The organism is Martinezella sp. CNPSo 3795 (assembly GCF_057784475.1).
This window is the reverse complement of record NZ_JBXSOQ010000001.1, coordinates 853,741-871,573: the sequence shown is the minus strand read 5'-3', so window position 1 is coordinate 871,573 and position 17,833 is coordinate 853,741. Positions and strand designations below refer to the sequence as shown.

Annotated in this window: 13 protein-coding genes; 5 read left to right on the top strand and 8 right to left on the bottom strand. The window is 59.9% G+C overall.

The features are described 5' to 3' along the window. Positions 1-245: 245 nt before the first annotated feature. Complete coding sequence (locus AC13QY_RS04020) at positions 246-1,145, bottom strand: LysR family transcriptional regulator (protein ID WP_488492739.1); 900 nt, start codon at positions 1,143-1,145, stop codon at positions 246-248. A gap of 104 nt (positions 1,146-1,249) precedes the next feature. Here AC13QY_RS04020 and hglS point away from each other — a divergent pair, with 104 nt between their 5' ends. The 4 genes from hglS to ydiJ all read left to right on the top strand — a co-directional run bounded on the left by hglS (position 1,250) and on the right by ydiJ (position 8,646). Continuing rightward, complete coding sequence (gene hglS / locus AC13QY_RS04015; RefSeq protein WP_113353698.1) at positions 1,250-2,644, top strand: 2-oxoadipate dioxygenase/decarboxylase HglS; 1,395 nt, start codon at positions 1,250-1,252, stop codon at positions 2,642-2,644. Between the two features lie 58 nt (positions 2,645-2,702). Then, the gene (amaB, locus tag AC13QY_RS04010) at positions 2,703-4,235 is read left to right on the top strand and encodes an L-piperidine-6-carboxylate dehydrogenase (RefSeq protein ID WP_488492738.1); all 1,533 of its coding nucleotides are present in this window, start codon (positions 2,703-2,705) and stop codon (positions 4,233-4,235) included. A gap of 4 nt (positions 4,236-4,239) precedes the next feature. Further along, positions 4,240-5,475, top strand: coding sequence for a pyridoxal phosphate-dependent aminotransferase (locus tag AC13QY_RS04005; RefSeq protein WP_113353696.1), 1,236 nt, complete (start codon positions 4,240-4,242; stop codon positions 5,473-5,475). 135 nt (positions 5,476-5,610) lie between these two features. Then, on the top strand, positions 5,611-8,646 hold the full coding sequence (ydiJ, locus tag AC13QY_RS04000; protein WP_113353695.1) for a D-2-hydroxyglutarate dehydrogenase YdiJ: 3,036 nt from the start codon (positions 5,611-5,613) through the stop codon (positions 8,644-8,646). 82 nt (positions 8,647-8,728) lie between these two features. Here ydiJ and AC13QY_RS03995 read toward each other — a convergent pair whose 3' ends face one another. Beyond that, the gene (locus AC13QY_RS03995) at positions 8,729-9,832 is read right to left on the bottom strand and encodes a saccharopine dehydrogenase family protein (protein WP_488492737.1); all 1,104 of its coding nucleotides are present in this window, start codon (positions 9,830-9,832) and stop codon (positions 8,729-8,731) included. A gap of 138 nt (positions 9,833-9,970) precedes the next feature. Between AC13QY_RS03995 and AC13QY_RS03990 the strand changes: the two genes are divergently transcribed. Further along, positions 9,971-10,402, top strand: a complete 432-nt coding sequence (locus AC13QY_RS03990; protein ID WP_459461558.1) for an Lrp/AsnC family transcriptional regulator — start codon at positions 9,971-9,973, stop codon at positions 10,400-10,402. Between the two features lie 10 nt (positions 10,403-10,412). Here AC13QY_RS03990 and AC13QY_RS03985 read toward each other — a convergent pair whose 3' ends face one another. From AC13QY_RS03985 to arfA, 6 genes are all read right to left on the bottom strand, one after another. Beyond that, positions 10,413-11,237 (bottom strand): ABC transporter ATP-binding protein, encoded by an 825-nt coding sequence (locus AC13QY_RS03985; protein ID WP_488492736.1) that lies wholly within the window; start codon positions 11,235-11,237, stop codon positions 10,413-10,415. Continuing rightward, positions 11,234-12,223: an ABC transporter ATP-binding protein gene (locus AC13QY_RS03980; protein WP_113353692.1), complete on the bottom strand. Its 990-nt coding sequence runs from the start codon at positions 12,221-12,223 to the stop codon at positions 11,234-11,236. The genes AC13QY_RS03985 and AC13QY_RS03980 overlap by 4 nt, the downstream gene beginning before the upstream one ends. A gap of 3 nt (positions 12,224-12,226) precedes the next feature. Next, positions 12,227-13,084, bottom strand: coding sequence for an ABC transporter permease (locus AC13QY_RS03975; protein WP_113353691.1), 858 nt, complete (start codon positions 13,082-13,084; stop codon positions 12,227-12,229). Between the two features lie 3 nt (positions 13,085-13,087). Beyond that, a complete protein-coding gene (locus tag AC13QY_RS03970; protein WP_113390417.1) occupies positions 13,088-14,092 on the bottom strand; it encodes an ABC transporter permease in 1,005 nt (334 codons plus the stop codon). A 117-nt stretch (positions 14,093-14,209) separates the two neighbouring features. Beyond that, positions 14,210-16,111, bottom strand: coding sequence for an ABC transporter substrate-binding protein (locus AC13QY_RS03965; protein ID WP_113353689.1), 1,902 nt, complete (start codon positions 16,109-16,111; stop codon positions 14,210-14,212). A gap of 191 nt (positions 16,112-16,302) precedes the next feature. Next, a complete protein-coding gene (arfA, locus tag AC13QY_RS03960) occupies positions 16,303-17,811 on the bottom strand; it encodes an arabinosylfuranosidase ArfA (RefSeq protein WP_113353688.1) in 1,509 nt (502 codons plus the stop codon). Between the last annotated feature and the right edge of the window lie 22 nt (positions 17,812-17,833).

The window sequence follows — 17,833 nt, the reverse complement described above, 5'->3', positions numbered from 1 at the left end:
CTAGTTCCGTCTGTTCGCTTGTCGTCATTGCCCCCACCCGACCGGAAACGACCTTGCGGCCATGGTGTATGGCCTTGCCTCCCTGTATTTAAGCACGATTCTCGGCCTCGAATGTAGACAAGGCTAGCGTATCAGCGCTGTCTGCATGCGCTGTCATTTGCAAGCCGTAGCAGGTGGCCCGGTTCGCCATGCGAACTCAAAAGAGCGATAGGCACTTGTGGTCCATGCAGATTAATTTCGGAGGATCATTGCGGCGTCACCTCGCTCAACAGCCAGTCCTGGAACAATGTCGCCGTCTCGTTCGTCTGCTTCTTTTCCGGCATGACCACGTAATAGCTGTTCTCGGTCGGCATCGGCAGATTAAACAGCGGCAGAAGCGTGCCGGCCTTGAGCTCGTCCTCGATCAGATAGGTCGGCAGGAGCGCCACACCCAGCCCGGCAATAGCGGCTGCGATGATCATGGAAAACTGGTCAAAGCGCGCACCGGGATAGGCATTCTCCGTCGGCAGCTCCTGCAGGTCGAACCACTGCGCCCAGAGCTTCGGACGCGTCGTCAGGTGCAGCAGTGGCGCTCCTGCCAACTCGTCCGGCGAGATCAGACCCAGCCGACCGGCAAGCTCGCGGCTGGCAACGGGCAGCACGGTCTCATTGCAAAGAAAAGTCGCGACGGCTCCCGCCCATGCCGGCAGGCCGTAGTGAATGGCAAGATCGAAATTATCCTCCTCAAAATTGAAGGGCTTGGAGCGCGATTCCACTGTGACGGCGACATCGCGATGTTTATCAAGAAATTGGCCGAGGCGCGGCACGAGCCAGCGTGTGCCGAAGGTCGGCAAGGTCGCGACCTTCAGAGATAATTTCATCTGGCCGGCGGCGACGGCGCCGATCATCAGCCGCTCCGAACGCAGGAGCAGATCCTTCACCTCCGGCAACAGCCGAAGTCCGGCCTCGGACAGCACGACGCGTTGGCGGACACGCTCGAACAGCTTCAGGCCCGTCTGCTGCTCGAGATCGCTGATCTGGCGACTGACGGCGCTTTGCGTCAGATTGAGTTCTTCGGCGGCACGCGAGAAATTCTGATGGCGCGCCGCGCATTCAAATGCCTGAAGATTGACGATGTCAGGGATGAGGCGTCGGCGCATAGTCATTCCATTTTCGCATCAAGTTAGAATTCACTCTCACAACACCGGCCGCTGAACAAGAGATATTCTGCTGGATAGGAATGACATAGCCTTTCAGGAAGAGATCGCACATGAAGCCTGATCACATCTCGACCAGCGATATTCGCAGCGCTTTTTCGGCCGCCATGTCGGCAATGTATCGCGAAGAGGTTCCCGCCTACGGCACGCTCATGGAGCTGGTCGCTCGCGTCAACGACGAAACGTTGGCGACACAGCCCAAGCTGAAGGAGCGGCTGGAGGCGACGGATTATCTCGATCGCATCTCCGAGGAACGTCACGGCGCCATCCGGCTCGGCACCGCAGCCGAGCTTGCGATGATGGCGCGCGTCTTTGCCGTCATGGGCATGTATCCGGTCGGCTATTACGATCTGTCGACCGCCGGCGTGCCGGTTCATTCGACCGCCTTCCGGCCGATCGGCGACGCCGAATTGAAGCGCAATCCCTTCCGCGTCTTCACCTCACTGCTGCGGCTCGATCTCATCGCCGATGAGGATCTTCGCAAGGCGGCCGCAGACATTCTCGCGAAGCGCCGTATCTTCACGGAAGGCGCCATCGCGCTCACCGAAAAGGCCGAGCGCGAAGGTGGCCTGAACAAGGAGGACGCCCGGCGCTTCGTCGACGAGGTTTTGGAGACCTTCCGCTGGCATGACGAGGCCAATGTCGATGCCGGCATGTATCATCGGCTTCATGACGCCCATCGTCTGATTGCCGATGTCGTGTCGTTCAAAGGCCCGCACATCAATCATCTGACCCCCCGCACGCTGGATATCGACCGGGTGCAGGCGCTGATGCCCGACTATGACATTGCACCGAAAGCCGTTGTCGAGGGACCACCGACGCGCATCTGCCCGATCCTGCTGCGCCAGACCTCGTTCAAGGCGCTCGAGGAACCTGTCTCATTCCGCAATGCCGACGGCATCTGGGAAGCAGGCTCGCACACCGCCCGCTTCGGAGAGATCGAGCAACGCGGCATTGCGCTGACGCCGAAGGGCCGCGCGCTTTACGACAAGCTGTTAGACGACTCCCGCAAGATCGTACGTCCGGCAGCCGATGGATCGAACGCCCGCGATTATGAAGCCGCACTTGCCGAGAGCTTTGCCGAATTCCCGGATGACTGGGCGGCAATCCGCGCCGAAGGCCTCGGCTATTTCACCTATTCGCTGACGGCCAAGGGCAAGACCGCCGCAACGAGCCACGGGGATATCGAAGCACTGATCGACCAGGGCTTCGTGCAGTTTGATCCGATCGTCTATGAGGATTTTCTTCCCGTCAGCGCCGCCGGCATCTTCCAGTCCAATCTCGGCGATGGCGCGCGGCAGGACTTCGTTGCCAGCCCGAACCAGCAACGCTTCGAAGCCGATCTCGGCATGAAGGTGCTGAACGAATTCGACCATTACGCCGGCATCGAACAGGCATCGATCGATGCTTGCCTACGAGCCCTTTCCAAACAAGACGCCGCCGAGTGAAGTGATGCGGCGATATCGCCGCGCGCCACCCGGATCAAGACAAGTGGAGTTTCACAAGATGAATATCGCAGCCAAGACCCCTTCCGTTGCAGCCGAAGCTGCCGCCATTCTCGAAAAGCTCGGCGTCGACAAGGCGCTTTATACTGAGGGCGACATGCCCTCCTACTCCCCGGTCACCGGCGAGAAGATCGGCAGCCTCAAGACCGTTTCGGCCGAGGAAGCGGCGAAGAAAATCGAGAAGGCGCATGCCGCATTCCGCGCCTGGCGCCTTGTTCCGGCACCGAAGCGCGGCGAACTGGTGCGTCTGCTCGGCGAAGAGCTGCGCGCCGCCAAGGACGATCTCGGTCGTCTGGTTTCCATCGAAGCCGGCAAGATCCGCTCCGAAGGCCTCGGCGAAGTGCAGGAAATGATCGACATCTGCGACTTCGCCGTCGGCCTTTCCCGCCAGCTGTACGGCCTGACGATTGCGACGGAACGTCCGGGCCATCGCATGATGGAAACCTGGCATCCGCTTGGCGTCGTCGGCATCATCTCCGCCTTCAACTTCCCGGTCGCGGTCTGGTCGTGGAACGCGGCGCTGGCACTGATCTGCGGCGACGCCGTCGTCTGGAAACCCTCGGAAAAGACGCCGCTGACCGCTCTTGCCTCGCAGGCGATCCTTGATCACGCGCTCGCCCGCTTCGGCGACGCGCCGGAAGGCTTGTCGCAAGTGCTGATCGGCGATCGCGCGATCGGCGAAGTCCTCGTCGATCATCCGAAGGTGCCGCTCGTTTCCGCAACCGGCTCGACCCGCATGGGCCGTGAAGTCGGGCCGCGGCTTGCCAAGCGCTTTGCCCGCGCCATTCTCGAACTCGGCGGCAACAATGCCGGCATCGTCTGCCCGTCGGCCGATCTCGACATGGCACTGCGCGCCATCGCTTTCGGCGCCATGGGCACGGCCGGCCAGCGCTGCACGACCCTGCGCCGTCTCTTCGTCCACAAAAGCGTCTACGATCAGCTCGTTCCGCGGTTGAAGAAGGCCTATCAGAGTGTCTCGGTCGGCGATCCTCTACACTCCTCCGCTCTCGTCGGCCCGCTGATCGACAAGGCCGCATTCGACAACATGCAGAAGGCGATTGCCGAGGCCAAGGCCCACGGCGGCTCGGTCACCGGTGGTGAGCGGATCGATGTCGGCCATGCCGATGGCTATTACGCAAAGCCGGCGCTGGTGGAAATGCCGAAGCAGGCAGGCCCGGTCATGGAAGAAACCTTCGCACCCATCCTCTATGTCATGCCCTATGACGATTTCGACGCTGTCATCGATGAGCACAATGCCGTTGCTGCCGGTCTGTCGTCGTCGATCTTCACGCGCGACATGCAGGAATCCGAGCGCTTCCTCGCAGCTGACGGCTCCGATTGCGGCATCGCCAACGTCAATATCGGCACCTCTGGCGCTGAAATCGGCGGCGCATTCGGCGGCGAGAAGGAAACCGGCGGCGGCCGCGAATCCGGCTCGGACGCCTGGAAGGCCTATATGCGCCGGGCGACCAACACGGTGAACTACTCCAAGGCCCTGCCGCTGGCGCAGGGTGTCTCCTTCGACATCGAGTAGTTCCATGACGATCGCCACGAAAATCGAAGAGGCGGGCTTCAAGCCCGCTTCGAGGATCGCCTCCATCGGCGTTTCCACCATTCTTCAGATCGGTGCGCGCGCCAATGCGATGAAGCGGGAAGGCTTGCCTGTCATCATTCTCGGTGCAGGCGAACCGGATTTCGACACGCCCGACAATGTCAAGGAAGCCGCCAAGGCCGCCATCGATCGTGGCGAAACGAAATATACCGCGCTCGACGGCACGCCGGAGCTGAAGAAGGCGATTGCCGGGAAGTTTCAGCGTGAGAACGGCATCGACTACGCACTCGATGAAATTACCGTGGCGACGGGTGCCAAGCAGATCCTGTTCAACGCCTTCATGACGTCGATCAATCCGGGCGATGAAGTCATCATCCCGACGCCCTATTGGACCTCCTATTCCGATATCGTCGAGATCTGCGGCGGCGTGCCGGTTCTGATCCCCTGCGATGCCAAGGCCGGTTTTCGCCTGAGGGCCGATCAGCTCGAACAAGCGATCACGCCCAAGACGCGCTGGCTGCTGCTCAACTCGCCGTCCAATCCATCAGGTGCGGCTTATTCCGAGGGCGATTATCGGCCGCTGATCGAGGTGCTGCAGCGCCATCCGCATGTCTGGCTGATGGTCGACGATATGTATGAGCATATCGTCTATGAGGGCTTTCATTTCACCACGCCTGTCGCCCTCGAGCCGAGCCTCAAAAGCCGGACGTTGACGGTCAACGGCGTTTCCAAAGCCTATGCCATGACCGGCTGGCGCATCGGCTATGCCGGTGGTCCGAGGGACCTCATCAAGGCCATGGCCGTTATCCAGAGCCAGGCGACCTCCTGCCCTTCCTCCGTCAGCCAGGCGGCGGCCGTTGCCGCGCTCAATGGCCCGCAGGATTTTCTCGAGGGCCGCAAGGCAAGCTTCCAGCGACGGCGCGATCTGGTGGTCAACAGGCTGAACGCCATCGATGGCCTGGATTGCCTTAAGCCGGAAGGTGCCTTCTACACATTCTCGGGCTGCGCCGGCGTGCTTGGAACGACGACACCGTCCGGAAAGAAGATCGAGACGGATGCGGATTTTTGCGCCTATCTCCTCGACGAAGCGCATGTCGCCGTCGTGCCCGGCTCAGCCTTCGGATTGTCGCCCTATTTCCGCATTTCCTATGCGACATCGGAAGCCGATCTCATCGAAGCCCTTGATCGCATCGAAAGGGCCTGCGCGGCGCTCCGGCGCTAGAGCAACTGCGGCCGACGCACAAAACGGCTATCCATCCGGAACTGCGTGAAAACAAAGAGATAGAGCATTCCCGTAATTCTGTTTAAAAGCGGGAGTGCTCCAATCACCGCGTAAAACGCCGGAAGTCTTCGCATCATGATACCACGCCTAGTTTCGGCGAAAGACAGTTCGCTACATCAGACCGGCGCCTTCACCCGTCGGCTGTCAGCACTCGGCTTTGGCGGCGACGTGGAGATGGACGACGGTGCCAGGACGGTCGCCTCGACCGACAATTCCATCTATCAGGTCAAGCCGACGGCAATCCTCTATCCGCGCGGCGCGGATGATCTGAAAATCATCGCCAAAGCCATATCCGAACCTGCCTTTTCCGATCTTGTCATCGCCCCGCGCGGCGGTGGCACCGGAACGAACGGTCAATCGCTAACCTCTGGGGTCGTCGTCGACTGCTCCAGGCACATGAACCGAATCCTGGAGATCGATCCGGTTCGAAAGATCGCCCGTGTCGAAGCTGGTGTCGTCAAGGATCAATTGAACAAGGCGCTGAAAACATACGGGTTGTTCTTCGCGCCTGAGCTTTCCACCTCCAACCGCGCCACTATCGGCGGCATGATCTCCACTGATGCCTGCGGCCAGGGCTCGTGTCTTTACGGCAAGACCAGCAACCACGTTCTCGGCCTTCGCGTGGTGCTTTCCGATGGCAGCGACTGGTGGTCGCGTCCGCTTGGCAATAGCGAGCTGGACGAGATCAAGGCGCGTGACGATCGGATCGGTGAGATTCATCGTGTCGTTGATGCGATCGCCCGGGACAAAAGCGAGCTGATCGCGGCGACCTTCCCCAAGCTCAACCGTTACATGACCGGCTACGATCTCGCCCATATCTGGCGCGATGACGGCCGCTTCGATCTCAATGCGGTGCTGTGCGGTTCTGAAGGCACGCTGGCCATGATCGCCGAGGCCGAACTCAACGTGCTGCCGATCCCGGCGCGATCGGCCCTCATCAACATCCGCTACGATGATTTCAACACGGCGCTCGAAGATGCCAGGCGGCTAGTGGCATTGAAGGTGGCCTCGGTCGAAACGGTCGACGAGAAGGTGCTGGGTCTCGCCAAGGGCGATATCGTCTGGAGCGGCATCGCCTGCTTCTTCCCCGAGGATGCATCTGGCGCCGCCAACGGCATCAATATCGTCGAGGTGCTGGCCGACGATAGCGACGAGTTGGAACGCAAGCTGGCGGACGTGACCGCCGCCCTTGATGACGGCTCCTCAGCTCGCCATAAGGGCTATACGATCGCTCGCAAAAAGGCAGAGGTCGAGGCGATCTGGTCGATGCGCAAGCGCGCCGTCGGCCTGCTGGGCAATGTCGAGGGGCCGGTGCGGCCGGTGCCCTTTGTCGAGGACACCGCCGTTCCACCCGAACATCTGGCCGCCTATATAAGGGAATTCCGTGCCCTTCTCGATGCCGAGGGGCTGGATTACGGCATGTTCGGCCATGTCGATGCCGGCGTGCTGCATGTCCGCCCGGCGCTTGATCTTACCCGCACCGACCATCAGCCGCTCGTCCGCAAGATCAGCGACGGCGTCGTTGCCCTCACCCGCAAATATGGCGGGGTGCTCTGGGGCGAACATGGCAAGGGCGTTCGCTCGGAATATGTCCCTGAATATTTTGGCGAGCTTTATCCGAGCCTGCAGGACATTAAGCGCGCATTCGACCCCGGCGATCGCCTCAATCCCGGCAAGATCGCATCCGGCTCATCCCGCCCGTTGCTGAAGATCGACGAAGTGTCACTGCGCGGCGACTTCGATCGTATCATCGGCAATGATATCCGCGCCGCCTTCGACAATGCAGCCTATTGCAACGGTAACGGCGCCTGTTTCGATTTCGACGCGACAAGCCCGATGTGCCCCTCCTTCAAGGCGACGGGTGACCGGCGCTATTCGCCGAAGGGCCGCGCGGCGCTGATGCGCGAATGGCTGCGCCTGCTGGCGGAGCGGCAGGTCGATCCGCGACGTGAGGCGCAAGAGCTGCGCCGCGCCAATCCTTTCGGCAATCTCTTGCGGCGAGCGGTCAACTCGCTCAATCCGGCCAATCGCGACGACTTTTCCCATGAGGTGCGGGCGGCAATGGACACCTGCCTCGCCTGCAAGGCCTGCGCCGGCCAATGTCCCGTCAAGGTCAGCGTCCCAGCCTTCCGTTCGAAATTCCTGGAGCTCTATTACGGTCGATACCTTAGGCCGCTAAAGGACCCAATCGTCGCTGCTATCGAGACGACTCTGCCGCTGATGGCGCGCTTCAAGCCAGGCTACAATCTGCTCACCGGATCGGCCGCCGGCCAAGCCTTGATGCGGTTCGCTGGTCTCACCGCGCTTCCCGCCATGCCTGCAGTATCGCTCGAACGGGAAGCCGCTCGTCTCCGCGTGCAGGTTGCTACTCCGGAACTGTTGGGAAAGCTCTCCGCAGAGGAGCGAGTCCAGGCGGTCGTCATCGTTGCTGATGTCTTCTCCACCTATTTCGATCCAGCCGTCGTCATCGCAGCGCTCAAGCTCGCCCTGAAAATGGGTTTCAAGCCGTGGCTCGCCGGATCACAGAACAACGGCAAAGCCCTGTATGTGCATGGCTATCTCGGTCGCTTCGAGAAGGCGGCGGCGAAATCGCGAGATTATCTCGATTGCATCTCTCGGATGGGCATCCCACTTGTCGGCATCGACCCATCGATGACACTGACCTATCGCAGCGAATATGCCGCCCTGCCCTCAGCTAAGCTGCAGGCGTCGGTGCTGCTGCCTCAGGAGTGGCTCGCCGCAAACCTCGACCGATTGCCGCCGGCGCAGACTTCACTGCAAGAGCGTTTCACGCTGCTTGCCCATTGCACGGAGAAAACGAACGCTCCTGCTGCCCTCAAGCAATGGTCCGTGCTCTTCGGGAAGTTGGGAATCAAGCTCGATATGGCCGAGGTCGGCTGCTGCGGCATGGCCGGCACCTTCGGGCATGAAGTGCGCAATCGCGCCATCTCGGAAAAGCTTTACGCGATGAGTTGGCAGGACAGGATCGCCGAGAACGGCAATCGGGCCGTCGTCATGGCGACTGGATTTTCTTGTCGTTCGCAGGTCGCCAAAATTGATCATCAAGCCATCCCGCATCCCGTCGAGATCCTCGAACGACTGATCGGTTAGTCTCAGCAGCGCCGTTTCCAAGGGCCAAACGCATGTGGCGCCCGAAGGCGCCACATTTCAAAACAGCAATAGGAATAGCCGCTTAGACGGCTTCTTTCATCCTGATTTTCTCAAGGCTGTAAACCTGTCCGAAGCGATTGGCGAGGAAATCGCCGAGATCGATTTCTTCCTGGCAAACGAAGCCCTTGGAGGGCAGCTTGCCTTGAGCGAGAAGATCAAGCACGGTGGTAATGCCGGCGGCCGTGGTGATCTGGATGGCGCTCATCTTCTTGCCGGCAACAATGCCTGCATAGACCTTGTTGGCATAGGTTTCCTGCATGTAGCGGCCCTCGCGCCAACCGCAGACGGTGACGAAAACGACGACCACGTCCTGCATGGTGGCGGGCAGCGCATTTTCGAAGAGATCCTTCAGCACATCGCGACGGTTCTTGAGGTTGAGGTCGTTGAGCAGCGCCTTGATGATGGCCTGATGGCCGGGATAGCGGATGGTGCGGTAGTTCATCGTCCGCACGCGGCCAGCAAGCGTCTTGGCGAGCGTGCCGAGACCACCTGACGTGTTGAAGGCTTCATAAGTGACGCCGTCGAGCGAGAATTCTTCGCGCTCTTCCATGGCGGGAACGGTGACGAGCTTGCCTTCGACGATCGCTTCGCAGGGCTCGATATATTCGTTGATGAGGCCGTCCGTGCTCCAGGTCAGATTGTAGTTCAGAGCGTTGGAGGGATACTGCGGCAGCGCGCCGACGCGCATACGCACGCTGTCGAGGCTGTCGAACCGCTTGGCGAGATCGTTGGCGACGATCGAGATGAAGCCCGGCGCCAGGCCGCATTGCGGGATAAAGGCGGTATTTGCTCCCTGAGCCAGTTCCTCGACCTTCTTGGTCGTCGCGACGTCTTCAGTGAGGTCGAGATAATGGACGCCGGCTTCAAGTGCCGCTTCCGCGACGAAGCCGGTGAGATGGAACGGCGCTGCGGACAGGACGGCGAACTTGCCCTTCAGAACGCCAACGAGCCCGGCGCGGTCGGCAATATCGACGGCGGCGGTGGAAATCGCAGGGTGACGGTCGATCTTGTCGAGCTGTTCCTGGCTGCGGTCGGCGACAACGACCGTGTAATCGCCCGTCTGAGCCAGCATCAGAGCGATCGCCCCACCGATCTTGCCCGCGCCGATGACCACTATGTCTTTCATATGACTCCCCTGCATTTCATTGATAAGATTTTTATAAGTGTAGGTAGGAGTTGAACGATTCATAGCGACGAAAAATGCATTTCGTTGTACAAATCTATACAAATTGACGAATAGAATTTGCAAAATGCAGGAGTCGCCATGCAGGTCACCGATAAGGACCGCGAACTGATCGCCTTGCTCGGCCAGAATGCCCGAATGCCTGTCGCGAGTCTCGCCAAGAAGTTGTCGCTGTCGCGCACCACCGTTCAGGCGAGGCTAGAACGGCTAGAGCGGGAAGGTGTGATTGCGGGCTATGGCGTGCGGCTGTCGGAGACCTATTTGTCCGGCCTCATTCGGGCGCATGTGCTGATCACGATTGCACCGAAGGCATTGTCGGCGGTGACCGCATCGTTGAATGCTATCCCCGAGGTAACAACGCTTCATTCCGTCAGCGGCACGTTCGATCTGATCGCTATCATCGCAGCGCCGTCAATCTCCGAGCTGGATCAGCTGATCGACGGCATCGGCACGATCGACGGCGTCGAGCGCACTCTATCGTCCATCATTCTTTCGACCCGGATCTCGCGTTAGAAATGACTGATCACGCGATCGATGCCGGCTCTACGTCTGGCGTGGTGGAGAGGACCGCCTCCTTCAAAGCCTGCGAATAGGGATGCTGCGGATTGTCGAGGACGGCACGCGCGCCGCCCTGCTCTACGATCTCGCCCTTCTTCATGATGATGATGCGGTCGCTGATATAGTAGGCCGTCGCCAGATCATGGGTGATATAGATGATCGACAGCCCGAGCTCCCTCTTTAGCTGACCGAAGAGATTGACGATCGCCATTCTCAGGGAAGCATCGACCATCGAAACCGGCTCATCGGCCACCAGCAGGCGGGGCTGCGGTATGAGCGCGCGGGCAATGGCGGTGCGCTGCAGCTGGCCGCCCGAAAGCTCATGCGGAAACCGTCCCTTCACCTCGGCAAGTGTCAGTCCGATATGGGCAAGCGCCTCATCGGCAATACGCTCGACATCGGCTCGGCTTGGCTTTGGACCCATCGGCGCGAAATTCCTTGCCGTTTCAAAAAGATATCGATCAACCCTCTTGAGTGGGTTGAACGCTTCGAACGGATTCTGAAGGACCGGCTGCACCTCCCGCATGAAGGCGCGCCGCTCGGACCGGCCATGAACGGCGACGGCTCTGCCGCGAAAATTCAGGCTGCCGGATGTCGGCGCCGTCTGGCCGAGGATCATCGACGCGATGGTGGATTTGCCAGAGCCCGACTCGCCGACGATCGAAAGGATTTCCGGCTCCTCTCCGAGGCTCAGACTGACATCGCGAACCGCCGTGATATGACGACGGCTGAGCATGCCCCCTTGGCGATAGATCTTGCTGACATGCGAGAGTGAAAGAAGATCGCTCATCGCGCCCCTCCCGTTACTGCGAAGCAGGCGACGCGCCGGTCCGGCTCGACGTTCACCATAGGCGGCACTTCGCGGCTGCAAATGTCCATGCGCTTCGGGCAGCGCGGATGAAAACGGCATCCCTCCGGCGGCATGGCCAGATTGGGCGGCCTGCCCTCGAGCGAGGGGCGCGTCGAGGCATCGCCGATCCGCGGCAGGCTTGCGACCAGATGCTGCGTATAAGGATGAAGCGGCAGGTGAAAAAGCTTCCGCGTCGGCGCCTCCTCCACCAGCCGGCCGGCATAGACGATGCCGATACGATCGGAGACAGCGGCGTGAACGCCCATATCGTGGGTCACGAACAGGAAGGACGAGCCCATCTCGCGCTGTATCTCCCGGATCATCTGCAGCACGTCGCGCTGGACGATGACATCGAGCGCGGTCGTCGGCTCATCGGCGATAATGAACTCCGGCGTCAGGATGGTCGCCAGCGCGATCGTCATGCGCTGACGCATGCCGCCCGACAATTCGTGCGGATAGGCATCAAGAAGATTCGCATCGAGCTTCAGCCGCTGAAGGTGAGCGCCAACCCGATCGAAGAAGGTGGCGCGATCGGCCTTCATATGGCGGAAGGCGAAATCCGTGAACGAATGCCGGATACGGCGCACCGGATTGAGCACATTCATCGATCCCTGCATGACATAGGAGAGATGCCGCCAGCGAAGCGATGACCGCTGCTCTGCCGTCATGGCGTAGATATCCTGCGTCCCATTGTTGAAATGGAATTTGACGGCACCGGAGACGACGCGCAGCGGCGGCCGGATGGCGCCGGCGATCGTCTTGATCAGCGTCGTCTTGCCGCTGCTCGATTCACCTGCAACGCCATAGATCTCGCCGCGGCCGATCGACAGGCTGACATCGTCAACCGCCCGCACTTCACGATCGACGCCGTAAAGAAAGGCCCGGTAATAGGCCTTGAGGTTGTTGACCTCGACGACAGCCTCCATGCCTCAGCCTCCCATCCGGTTCAAACGACTGCGGGGGTCGTTATATTCATTCATCGACATCGACAGCAGGAAGAGCGCCATGAACAGCACCACGATGGCGGCAACCGGCGCTGCAACCCACCACCATGTTCCGGCGATCAGCGCCGAATGCGCATTGGCCCAGTAGATCATCATGCCCATGGTCGGCGTCTCGATATCGGTAAAGCCGAGCACCGCAAGCGTAATCTCCATGCCGATCGACCAGATCATATTGTTCATCGTGGTGGCGAAGACGATCGGCAGTACATAGGGCAGATGCTCCTCGACGAGGATCTTGCGCATGCTCATGCCGGAATAGACGCTCTGCGTGGTGAAAGGCCGCGTCTTCAGGCTGATCGCCACCGAGCGGATCAGGCGCGCGTCGTACGACCAGCCGAGCGAGGCCATGACGATGATGAGCACCGTCCAGGTCATTTCATCCTTGAGTACGAAGTAGAACAGGATCAGCAGCGGAAACTGCGGAATGACCATGATGCTGTCATTGATCGCCATCAGCACGCGATCGACGGCACCTCCGGCATAGCCGGCCACCAGCCCCACGACAAGCGAGATGATGCGCGAGAGAATTGCGACGCCGATGCCGAAATAGAGTGTGTTGCGGAGCGCTGTCGTCAGCTGCCAGAAAACATCCTGGCCGCGCGATGTCGTGCCCAGCCAGTATTGCCCATCCGGCGGCATGTCGGGCGGCAGCAGATAAAGATCGGCCGGGCCATAGGGCGAGAAATAGGACAGGATCACCAGCCCGACGATGACGGCAAGCAGCAGAAGGCCGCAAAGGAATTCCATATTCTGGCGTGCGAGGTCGCGAACGATCGTCAGCATGGCCTACTCCACCTTGATGCGCGGGTCGATCAGCGGACCCAATATGTCGATGATGAAGACGGCCGCGGCGACGCCGACGATCGACAGTGCGCTAAGCCCGAGGACGAGACTGTAATCGCCCGCGTGCACGGCCGAAATCAGGAGATTGCCGATACCGGGATAGCCAAAGACGATTTCGGTGATGACCGTGCCGTTGAAGACGGCGCCAAGGGACATGGCAAGGCCGGTAAATTGCGGCACCATGGCATTGCGGGCGATGTAGGAGCGCAGGATCTTGCGCTTCGGCACGCCGCCGAGCTCGGCGAAAACAACATAATCCTCGGTGATGATATTGGAGACGAGCGCCCGCATGCCGATCAGCCAACCGCCTGTCCCGACAAGGATCAGCGACAGCGCCGGCAGGATGGAGTGGCGGAGAATATCGAGCACCAGCGTAAAGGACAGCTGCAGGTTGGTGTTCATCTCATAGCCGCCATTGATGGGCAGAATCGGCCAGACATAGCCGAAGAGAATGATGAGAACGAAGGCGAGGATGTAATAAGGGATCGGCTGCATGGCGATGAAAACCAGGCTGACGGCCTTCAGCACCGAGCTCTTGCGATAATATCCTGCGAGCGCGCCGATCATGTTGCCGAGAATGAAGGTGAGGATGACGGAAACCGTCATCAGACCAATCGTCCAGGGCAGCGCCCTCGCGATGATGGCGGAAACCGGCGTAGGGAATGCCGACAGCGACGGCCCGAGATCACCGGTCGCAAGACGCCCCCAGAAATGTAGATATTGCTGCCAGATAGAGCCCTCGAGGCCATAGAGCTCACGTAACGACTGACGCATCAACTCGACAGCGCGGGGATCGGATTGGCCCATCTGCTGGATGGTCCCGATGCTTTCCTCGACAGGATCGATCGGCGTCATGTGAGTGATGAAGAACGTCGCGGAAATGCCGAGGAAGACAACGAGCAGGAATTGGCCAAATCGTCTCAATACGAAAACTGGATAGGACGTCATGCCGCCGTCTTCCTCGCTGCTTGCGCTTCATCATCAATTCAAAAGATTCGCCGGACGTGCCTAGTGTCCGGCGAAAGGTGCCTGATGCGGCGATTGCCGCATCAGGGTCGGGAGAAATCAGGGCTGTGCCGGCTTCAGCTTGACCATCATCAACCGGGAGTTCGCCCAATTGGGAACGGGGTCCGTATAGGGGTCGGCAATGGTCGGATAGCCTTTCCAATAGGTGGTATCCATCGAAGTGAAGACGTTATAGGACATCAGCGGAATGGTCGGCATCTGCTGGGCGACCAGCTTCAGATAGTCCTTGCCAAGTTCGATGCCCTTCGGATCATCGGCGCTGATGCGGCGGATGTTTTCGATGATCTTGTCGAGATCCGGATTGGACCAGCGCTGCCAATTGCGCGGCGCCTGGTTCTCACCCTTCTTGGCGACAAACTGCGAATGCCAGCTGTCGAGGAAGAAGGACAGATCGGGATCGCCGCCCCAGGTCTCGACACTCCACGCAATCGCGACCTGATAGTTGCCGGGCTGCAATCCCGCCTGCCAGACGCTGGTGGATGGAGCAGCTTTGGAATCGATCCCGAAGGCTGCCCATTGCTGAGCGATGAGAGTGCCCGCACGGGTAAAGACGGAGCGAGTGTCGCCTTCGACCGTCAGACGGATCTTGAACGGCTGCCCGTCAGGCGTCATCCATTTGCCGCCGACCTTCTTGAAGCCGGCCTTTTCCAATAGCTCGCCGGCGGCCTGCGGATCGGGCTTCCACCAGCCATAGCCGAAGGCACTGCTGATCGCGGCCGGATCGGTCGGGATCTGATCCTTGTATTTCGGCTGCTTGCGCAGGATATCGGCAATCTGCTGACCGATCGTCGGATCGTATGGCTTGATCTTGCGCTTGCCGGTATCGATCTCGAAATTCTTCAGCCAATCCTGCATCGGCGCCTGATAATCCGTCATGGCGACCGCCGTCGGCGGAACGCCGAGTGCGGAGAGCGTGGCGGCGCCGCGATAGCTCGCCATATCGACGGCCTTGATATCGATGAGCAATGCAAGAGCCCAACGGACATCGGGATTCTGGAACAGCGGGTCCTGATTGTTGAAGATCACGGCGGGCAGCGTCGGATCCGGATGCGCGAAGGGGAATCCTGGGAACCAGCTTTCGACGGTCTTCGACTTTTCCTTCAGCGTGAACATGCCTTCCGGCGTATTGTCGTGAATGATATCGAGATTGTGCTCGAGCTGCGCGATCGTGCGCTTATCCGGCGGGCCTGGATCGACATAGGTGACATATTTCGGGGCCGGCTCACCGAAACGGCCAAGCGATGTGCGCTGCCAGTCGTCGCGCTTCTCCCAGGTGTACCATTTGCCCTGCGGATCGTAGGCCTTTAGCTTATAGGCGCCGAGCGAGACGGGATTGGCATTATCATAACGAACGGGATCGGCGACCTTCTCGAAGACATGCTTGGGCATGATCCACGCGCCGTTCCAGCGAACAGTGAAGATGGCGTGGAAACGCGAATTCGGCTTCTTCAGCTTGAAGACGACCGTATAGGGATCCGGCGCCTCGACGCTGGCAACCTGAACCGAGAAGGCCGCGCTCCAGTTCATGCCCGGATGGTCCATCTGGGTCTTGACGGTGTAGACAACGTCATCGGCGGTGAATTCGACGCCGTCACTCCAATAGAGGCCCTTGCGCAGTTTCACCGTCATCTGGGTGAAATCGTCATTATATTGCGGCTTGTCGGAAGCAAGCGAGTTGTCCCAGGCCGAGCCGCCCAGACCTTTCTCCGGATCGATGTACCAGAGCGTGTCCATCGTCAGCTGCTGAAGGCCAGTCGAAACACCGCCGCCACCATTGACCCAGATGTTGAACCAGCCTGGATTCTTGATCGTTCCTTCAGGGTTTTCGACGATCAAGGTCTCCTTGCGGGGCAAAGAGGTATAGTCCTGAGCCTTGGCCGCAGCGATGAGGCCGAACGTGGCCAGCGCGGCGCCGAAGGCAAGCTTCTTCCACTGCTTCATGATCTCCTCCCATTTTTATCGACTGCGCGGACGCTCAAGCGATAGTGAGCAGACCGCGATTTCACCCTTTTTCCCGGCCGGCGGCACAAAGTGGCGTGCGGCTGTCCGGGCCTGCAATGGGTCCTCAGCCGCCTCCTCGCGACCATCAGACCGTTTTCAGTGCCGGGTGCATTCGCCCCGGCCACAAGGTGTCAGACTGCCAGTCGGATCACCGTGTAGGATAGCGGCTTCAGTGTCGCGCGAAGCCGTCCATCCTCGATCTTGGCGTCGCCCGTATTGGTTGGGACGACTGCGTTCGGATGCGCTGCCGTGTTGGTCGCCTGCAAATCGCTGTGAACCATTTCATGCTGTTCGACGACACGGGCTCCGGCAAAGCCTTCGAGGCGCGTATCTAGATCGAGCGCGATGTCGGGATGGCGGTTGACGGCAAAGAGCGTAACCATCTTTCCGATCTCGTCGTGAACGGCCGACACATCGAGATAGGGCACGTCGTCGGCCTCGTCGCTGTCATAGGTCGGGCCGTCGGTGACCAGGCGCAGCGCGTAGCCGCGGCCATATTTCGAGGCGAAATAGAGCGGATAGTAAATCGTCTGCCGCCATGCCGGGCCTCCGTCCTCCGTCATAATTGGCGCGATGACGTTGACGAGCTGGGCAATACAGGCAATGCGCACGCGGTCGGAACGGCGAATGAAGGTGTTGAGAATGCCGCCGACCTGCAGCACGTCCTCGAAATTATAGACATCCTCAAGCAGATGCGGCGCATCCGGCCATTCGTCGCGCGCAAGGATCTCCTTGTCCTGCTGGTTGGAGTGATACCAGACGTTCCATTCGTCGAAGGAAATGCCGATCGTCTTCTTCGAGCGCTTCTTAGCCTTGATATAGTCGATGACGCCGCCGATGGTGACGATATAGCGATCGAGTTTCTCGGCTTTGGCGAGATAGTTCAGCGTATTCTTCTCGCGATTGGCGAAATACATGTGCAGCGAGATATGATCAGCGCTGTCGTAGCACTGCTCCAGAACCTGGGCTTCCCAATCGGGGTAAGTCTTCATGTCCGAGTTGGACGAGCCGCAGACCACCAGTTCAAGCGATTTATCGAAGCCGCGCATGGCCTTGGCGGTCTCGTCGGCCAGGCGGCCATATTCGTAGGCAGACTTGTGACCGACCTGCCAGGGACCATCCATCTCATTGCCCAGGCACCAGAGCTTCACTCCATGCGGATCAGCCCAGCCGTGCTTGCGCCGCAAGTCCGACCAGTATGTGCCGCTCGGATGATTGCAATATTCAAGGAAGTTTCGTGCCGCATCCAGCCCGCGCGAGCCGAGATTGACGGCAAGCATCGGCTTGGTATTGGCCTTCTTGCACCAATCCACGAATTCATTGACGCCGATCTGGTTGCTCTCGCGCGTCCGCCAGGCAAGATCGAGGCGCACCGGCCGCTCAGAACGGGGCCCAACGCCATCTTCCCAATTATAGGCTGAGACGAAATTACCCCCCGGATAACGGCAGTAGGGCGAGTTGAGCTCGCGCACCAGCTCAATCACATCCTTACGGAAACCGTTCTCATCGGCAGTCGGGTGGCCCGGCTCGTAGATGCCGCCATAGATCGCCCGACCCAGATGCTCCAGAAAAGAGCTGTAGAGCCGATCATCGATGTCGGCAATTCGGAAATCACGATGGACGATCACATGCGCCTTCACGGCCTTCCTCCCATATATATCA

Coding starts and splice junctions, on each gene's coding strand:
- AC13QY_RS04020 (WP_488492739.1), bottom strand. CDS start 1,145: ATGACTATGCGCCGACGCCTCATCCCTGACATCGTCAATCTTCAGGCA.
- hglS (WP_113353698.1), top strand. CDS start 1,250: ATGAAGCCTGATCACATCTCGACCAGCGATATTCGCAGCGCTTTTTCG.
- amaB (WP_488492738.1), top strand. CDS start 2,703: ATGAATATCGCAGCCAAGACCCCTTCCGTTGCAGCCGAAGCTGCCGCC.
- AC13QY_RS04005 (WP_113353696.1), top strand. CDS start 4,240: ATGACGATCGCCACGAAAATCGAAGAGGCGGGCTTCAAGCCCGCTTCG.
- ydiJ (WP_113353695.1), top strand. CDS start 5,611: ATGATACCACGCCTAGTTTCGGCGAAAGACAGTTCGCTACATCAGACC.
- AC13QY_RS03995 (WP_488492737.1), bottom strand. CDS start 9,832: ATGAAAGACATAGTGGTCATCGGCGCGGGCAAGATCGGTGGGGCGATC.
- AC13QY_RS03990 (WP_459461558.1), top strand. CDS start 9,971: ATGCAGGTCACCGATAAGGACCGCGAACTGATCGCCTTGCTCGGCCAG.
- AC13QY_RS03985 (WP_488492736.1), bottom strand. CDS start 11,237: ATGAGCGATCTTCTTTCACTCTCGCATGTCAGCAAGATCTATCGCCAA.
- AC13QY_RS03980 (WP_113353692.1), bottom strand. CDS start 12,223: ATGGAGGCTGTCGTCGAGGTCAACAACCTCAAGGCCTATTACCGGGCC.
- AC13QY_RS03975 (WP_113353691.1), bottom strand. CDS start 13,084: ATGCTGACGATCGTTCGCGACCTCGCACGCCAGAATATGGAATTCCTT.
- AC13QY_RS03970 (WP_113390417.1), bottom strand. CDS start 14,092: ATGACGTCCTATCCAGTTTTCGTATTGAGACGATTTGGCCAATTCCTG.
- AC13QY_RS03965 (WP_113353689.1), bottom strand. CDS start 16,111: ATGAAGCAGTGGAAGAAGCTTGCCTTCGGCGCCGCGCTGGCCACGTTC.